The 6,027-nt window shown below is 66.0% G+C and carries 6 protein-coding genes and 1 tRNA gene; 6 read left to right on the top strand and 1 reads right to left on the bottom strand.

Annotation, left to right across the window (positions count from 1 at the left end):
• The first annotated feature begins 251 nt into the window (after positions 1-251).
• Positions 252-1,616 carry an MATE family efflux transporter gene (locus tag VOI27_RS20240; RefSeq protein WP_323767944.1) on the top strand — a complete coding sequence of 455 codons (1,365 nt, stop codon included), beginning with the start codon at positions 252-254 and terminating at the stop codon, positions 1,614-1,616.
• A gap of 103 nt (positions 1,617-1,719) precedes the next feature.
• Here the strand turns inward: VOI27_RS20240 and VOI27_RS20235 are convergent.
• Positions 1,720-1,806: transfer RNA gene (locus tag VOI27_RS20235), tRNA-Leu, on the bottom strand.
• Positions 1,807-2,030: 224 nt separating this feature from the next.
• On the opposite strand from VOI27_RS20235, the gene lipB reads away from it, so the two are divergent.
• The 5 genes from lipB (at position 2,031) to VOI27_RS20210 (ending at position 6,025) form a co-directional block, all read left to right on the top strand.
• Entirely contained in the window at positions 2,031-2,687 is a 657-nt protein-coding gene (lipB, locus tag VOI27_RS20230) for a lipoyl(octanoyl) transferase LipB (RefSeq protein WP_323767942.1), read from the top strand.
• Between the two features lie 242 nt (positions 2,688-2,929).
• On the top strand, positions 2,930-3,097 hold the full coding sequence (locus VOI27_RS20225) for a zinc ribbon domain-containing protein (RefSeq protein ID WP_323767940.1): 168 nt from the start codon (positions 2,930-2,932) through the stop codon (positions 3,095-3,097).
• 160 nt (positions 3,098-3,257) lie between these two features.
• Complete coding sequence (ctaD, locus tag VOI27_RS20220) at positions 3,258-4,931, top strand: cytochrome c oxidase subunit I (RefSeq protein ID WP_323767938.1); 1,674 nt, start codon at positions 3,258-3,260, stop codon at positions 4,929-4,931.
• A 153-nt stretch (positions 4,932-5,084) separates the two neighbouring features.
• Positions 5,085-5,261, top strand: coding sequence for a hypothetical protein (locus VOI27_RS20215; RefSeq protein WP_323767936.1), 177 nt, complete (start codon positions 5,085-5,087; stop codon positions 5,259-5,261).
• A 272-nt stretch (positions 5,262-5,533) separates the two neighbouring features.
• A complete protein-coding gene (locus VOI27_RS20210) occupies positions 5,534-6,025 on the top strand; it encodes a DUF2244 domain-containing protein (RefSeq protein ID WP_323767934.1) in 492 nt (163 codons plus the stop codon).
• Positions 6,026-6,027: the final 2 nt, after the last annotated feature.

Genomic DNA, 6,027 nt, shown 5'->3' with positions numbered 1-6,027 from the left:
CCGCGCCATCCTCGCCGGCGACCCCGCCCTCGCCGTCGAGGCCGGAATGCACCACCTCTCGCAACTCGACAGCACCCTCGAACAAATCACGAAAGACAACGCGTCCTACTTCGAACAGGACGTGTAGGCCCTGGCCAGCCGGGCGGCCTCCCGCCGCCCCTGCCCTCATACGACCGCCTCTGGCACCTGTCGCCGGAGGCCCCTGCACGACGACCCGTCCGGGCCGCCGCAACCCCACGGACCTTTAACCCATGACCACTTTTCCCCTCACGAGGGACGTTCCCTCGACCCGCGCGGTCTTCAATCTCGCCTGGCCGCTGACCCTCAAGGCCATCATGCTGCACGGCATCGTGGTGATCGACGCCTGGCTCGTCTCGTCGCTCGGCGAACAGGCGGTGGCGGTGCTCGGGCTCTCGGCCTCGATCGCCGGGCTGCTGCTCGGGCTGATCGTCGCCTTCTCCAACGCCACCCAGATCCGCATCGCCCAGGCCTTCGGCTCGAACGACCGGGTGTTCCTGAAATCCGCCCTGCTCGCCGGGCTGACGATCAACGTCTCGGTGATCCTCGTGGGTCTCACCGTGCTGGCCTTTGCCGCCGGCCCGGCGATCGACGCGCTGGCGCATGACGCCTGGATTGCCGAACAGGCGCGGCGCTACCTCTCGGTCTTTGCGGTGGTGATTCTGGCCGAGGCGGTGGGACAATGCCTGACCGGCTTTTTCAACGGCTGCGGCGAGACCCGCCTGCCGGCGCTCTCCTATGCCGTCGCGGTGCCGATCAACATCGCCGCCAGCGTCATCCTGATCCACGGCCATTTCGGCGCCCCGGCGCTTGGCGTGGTCGGCGCCGCCCTGGGCAGCGCGCTGGCCTCGCTGGTGCAGGTGGGCTTTCTTGCCGTGGTGCTGCTTGTCACCCGAGGCGACCTGCTGCGCGCGCCGGGCTGGCGCAACGGCACCTTTGCCGCTTCGTTGCGCCGGCACCTGGTCTTTGCCCTGCCGATCGCCGCGACCTTTGCCAGCGCCACCATCGCGCTGCATGTCTGCGGGCTGATCTATGCCACCCTGCAGGTCAACCAGTTCGCGGCGATGACGATCATCATGCCCTGGGTGCAGGTCGCCGGCACCATCGGCATGTGCTGGGCGCAGGCCACCGGCATCATGGTCGGCCAGATGCTCGGCCGTCAGACCCCGCCAGAACAGCTCGAGACCTTCCTCGCCGCCTCCTGGCGGGTGGCGCTGCTGGCCTCGGCGCTGGTTGCGACCTTCTATGCCGGGGTCTGCCTCGCCAGCCCCTGGATCTATGCCGACCTCTCGTCCGAGACCAGGGCCACGCTGCTGAGCTTCCTGCCGATCCTGCTGGTCCTGCCCTTCCCCAAGGGGTCGAACGCGATCTGCGGCAATACCCTGCGCGCCGGCGGCGACACGGTCTACGTGATGCATATCTTCATCTGGTCGCAGTGGCTCTTTCGGGTCCCGGCCACGGCGATCATGGTGCTCTGGCTCGAACTGCCGGTGATCTGGGTGTTCTCGCTGCTGCTGCTCGAGGAACTGGTGAAGTTCCCGCCCTTCCACCTGCGCGTGCTCAAGGGCAAGTGGAAAACCGCCGCGCCGGAGCCCTGAGACGCGGCGCCCCCCGGGGCCTCGCGCCGGCCCCCTGAAACGCGAAAAGCCCCTGCCAAAGCAGGGGCTTTTTCACATGCCACAATCTTCCTTCGGGGAAAATTGGTGCGGTCGAGAAGACTCGAACTTCCACGGGTGTTACCCCACAGCGACCTCAACGCTGCGCGTCTACCAATTCCGCCACGACCGCACTTTGAACTGGTGGGCGGGGTTTAGCCAATCACCCCGACCTTGCCAAGGGCGAAAACCACCCGACGCCAAAGTTTTTTCGCGCCGCCGCCACAGGCCTCATTCGCCCTTCTTCTGTTCAAAAATACCCTCGGGGGAGTCGCCCTCGGGCGACGGGGGCAGAGCCCCCAACCGGCGCAAGCTTTCCGCTTCCCCCCCGCCCGCCGCCGGTGTATTTCCGCAGCCATGGTAGAGTGGATCAACTCCGACGGGCTGACCGGTTACGACGACGCAGTGCGCTTCATGGAAGCGCGTGCGGCAGCCATTGCCGAGGGCCGCGCCGAGGAAGCCGTCTGGCTGGTCGAACATCCGCCGCTCTATACCGCCGGCACCTCGGCCCGGAGCGAGGATCTCACCGATCCCGACCGCTTCCCTGTCCATGTCAGCAAGCGCGGCGGCCAGTATACCTATCACGGGCCGGGCCAGCGGGTGGCCTATGTCATGCTCGATGTCGGCCGGCGCGGCCGCGACGTGCGCCGTTTCGTGCATGAACTCGAGACCTGGGTGATTGCCACGCTCGATGCCTTCAACGTCAAGGGCGAGATCCGCGACGGCCGGGTCGGCGTCTGGGTCGCACGCGGCGACAAGCCGCTGTCGGCCAGTGGTCAGCCGCAGGAAGACAAGATCGCCGCCATCGGCATCCGTCTGCGCAAATGGGTGAGCTTCCACGGCGTCTCGATCAACGTCGAGCCTGATCTCGAGCATTTCTCCGGCATCGTGCCCTGCGGCATCACCGAACACGGCGTCACCAGCCTTGTCGATCTCGGCCTGCCGGTGACGATGGACGACCTCGATGTCGCCCTGCGCGACCGGTTCGACAGGGTCTTCGGCGAGATCACCTGAACGGAGCGCCGCCGCGCAAGGCCGGCAGCAAGCGTTCAGGAAACGGCCACAATCGCCCGACTGGCCCGGCATTGTTTCCCCGGTGCACCGATTGTCCCGGCAATCTCAGCCAGTTGCCCGCCCCTGTGACGCAGGTCACTGGACAGGGTGCCGGCGCTCTCCTAGCCATTTGATCAGTGACGCTGTTCCGAGTCGACGCCCCTGTACCCCACGCTCCCTGTCCCCTGACCAGAGGTCTTCCCGTGCCCCGTCGTCTCTTCCGTTGTCCCAGCTGCGGCCATCGTTTGCGTTTTGGCGCCACGACCTGCGGCAAATGCTATCTGCCGACGCCGTTCTACAATCGCAAGCTGCCGTTCTGGCTGGCCTTGCTGGTGATTCCCGTCGCCGGGCTGATCGTCGTCGCCACCTGACGCGGCAAGGGTTAAGGCCCGCGCCCCCGCGACACTTTTTCTTGACCTAGGTCAATCTGACCCGTTGCCGATCCCGGGCGTGCATTCTAGAACCGGTCGAGAGTCCGGGCGCCGGCTATGGTGCATGCGCCCATGTTTTGTCTAGCAGGAGGCACGAGACATGGCTGACGCCGCCATTCACGGCCACGAGCATGAGGATCAGCGTGGGTTCTTCACCCGCTGGTTCATGTCCACCAATCACAAAGATATCGGGATCCTGTATCTCATCGTCTCTGCGTTTGCGGGCTTCATCTCGGTGGCCTTTACCGTTTACATGCGTCTGGAGCTCATGGAGCCCGGCGTGCAGTTCATGTGCATGGAAGGCGCCCGCCTGATTGCCGCGGCGCCCGGGGAATGTACCCCCAACGGCCACCTCTGGAACGTGCTGATCACCGGCCACGGCATCCTGATGATGTTCTTCGTCGTGATCCCCGCCCTTTTTGGCGGCTTCGGCAACTACTTCATGCCGCTGCAGATCGGCGCGCCCGACATGGCGTTCCCGCGGATGAACAACCTGTCGTTCTGGCTCTATGTCGCCGGCACCACTCTGGCGGTCTGTTCGGTTCTGGCTCCGGGCGGCAACGACCAGTTGGGCTCCGGCGTCGGCTGGGTGCTCTACCCGCCGCTGTCGACCAACGAAGGCGGCCTGTCGATGGATCTGGCGATCTTCGCGGTGCACGTCTCGGGCGCCAGCTCGATCCTCGGCGCGATCAACATGATCACCACCTTCCTCAACATGCGCGCGCCCGGCATGACGCTCTTCAAGGTGCCGCTGTTTTCCTGGGCGATCTTCGTCACCGCCTGGCTGATCCTGCTGGCACTGCCGGTGCTGGCCGGCGCGATCACCATGCTGCTGACCGACCGCAACTTCGGGACGACCTTCTTTGATCCCTCCGGTGGCGGCGACCCGATCCTCTACCAGCACATCCTGTGGTTCTTCGGCCACCCGGAAGTCTACATCGTGATCCTGCCGGGCTTCGGCATCGTCAGCCACGTGATCGCCACCTTCTCGCGCAAGCCGGTGTTCGGCTACCTGCCGATGGTCTGGGCGATCATCGCGATCGGCGCGCTGGGCTTCGTCGTCTGGGCACACCACATGTACACCGTCGGCATGTCGCTGACCCAGCAGTCCTACTTCATGCTGGCCACCATGGTGATCGCGGTGCCGACGGGGGTGAAGATCTTCTCCTGGATCGCGACGATGTGGGGCGGCTCGATCGAGTTCAAGGCGCCGATGCTGTTTGCCATGGGCTTCCTGTTCCTGTTCACCGTGGGCGGCGTGACCGGCATCGTGCTCAGCCAGGCGGCGGTCGACCGGGCCTATCACGACACCTACTACGTGGTGGCGCACTTCCACTACGTGATGTCGCTCGGCGCGGTGTTCTGCATCTTTGCCGGCATGTACTTCTGGTTCGCCAAGATGACCGGCCGCCAGTACAACGAGCGGCTGGCACAGGTCCACTTCTGGATGTTCTTCATCGGCGCCAACCTGACCTTCTTCCCGCAGCACTTCCTGGGCCGTCAGGGCATGCCGCGCCGCTACATCGACTACCCGGAGGCGTTCGCCACCTGGAACTGGTGGTCGTCGATCGGTGCCTTCGTGTCCTTCGCCTCGTTCCTGTTGTTTTTCTACATCGTCGCCGAGGCCCTGCTGAAAGGCGCCAAGGAGTCGCGCAACAACTACTGGAACGAATACGCGGATACGCTGGAATGGACCCTGCCGACCCCGCCGCCGGAGCACACCTTCGAAATCCTGCCCAAGCAGGAAGACTGGGACAAGCACCCGGCGCATTAAGCGCACCCAACATGACAGAGAAAGGCCCGTGCAGCGCGCGGGCCTTTTTTCTTGCGCGGGCGGTGGAAGGCACCCGGACTGTGACCTGCCGCATGTCGCGAGGTGGCCTCAAAGCGTACCCTCGCGGCAGTTGATTGATCCAAGGACATTGCCATGACCCGTCTTGCCACCCTGATTGCCACCGGCCTTCTGGCCGGGCTCTCCGCCGCCCCGGCCGAGGCCTTCGGTGCCGGCAGCCTGCCGCTGCTGACCTTCCCCGCCGAGGCCGAGACCCCGATCGAGACGCCGACCCGCGGCCCGTGCCTGCTCTGCCCGGCCGAGGCCGGCTGAGGCACGGATTTCCGGGCTCGCGAAGGCCCCATCCGCAGCCATGGTGACTTCGGTCACAGGGGGATGCGCGGTTTCGTGGCAGTCTGCCCCATGGGCGTCGCGAGGCGTTCCTGCTGGCGGGAGCCCCAACTGTCGTCAGCCGGGGCCGCGGTGCGCGGACCATCCCCTGGCTCGCTCCCTGAGCGCCCGGCCCCGTCCGTTCTCCGCAGCCCCGGCGGCGCCCGACGCATATTTCAGTCGACGTCCGGCCGGTCGACTCCTATATGTTTCCCATGCCCTATCGCTGGTTGCCACGCCCTTCCCCGAACGAGGCCGAGTTGCGCCTCTGGCCGCATGAATCGCTGCCACCCCGGGGCTATGCCGGCTTTCTGCTGGCGACCTTCACCCTGGCGACGATCCCGCTCTACCCGCTGCTCGGCACGGTGCTGCTCTGGGGGCTGCTGCCCTTTCTGCTGCTGGCGCTTGGCGGGCTGTGGTATGCGCTCGACCGCAACCACCGCGACTGCCAGCTGCTCGAGGTGCTGCGGGTCACACCCGACGAGGTCTCGCTGATCCGCCACAATCCGCGCGGTCCGGACCAGAACTGGGCCTGCAAATCCTACTGGGCGCGGCCGCATCTGCATTCCGAGGGCGGGCCGGTGCCCTATTACGTCACCCTCTCCGGCGGCGGCCGCGAGGTCGAGATCGGCGCCTTCCTCTCAGAGGACGAACGTCGCGCGCTCTACGAAGACCTCAGCCGCCAACTGCCGCCGGCGCGCGGCTGAGC

The organism is Marinovum sp. (assembly GCF_034669705.1).
Taxonomy (GTDB): Bacteria; Pseudomonadota; Alphaproteobacteria; order Rhodobacterales; family Rhodobacteraceae; genus Marinovum.
This window is presented reverse-complemented; position numbering and strand designations above follow the sequence as displayed.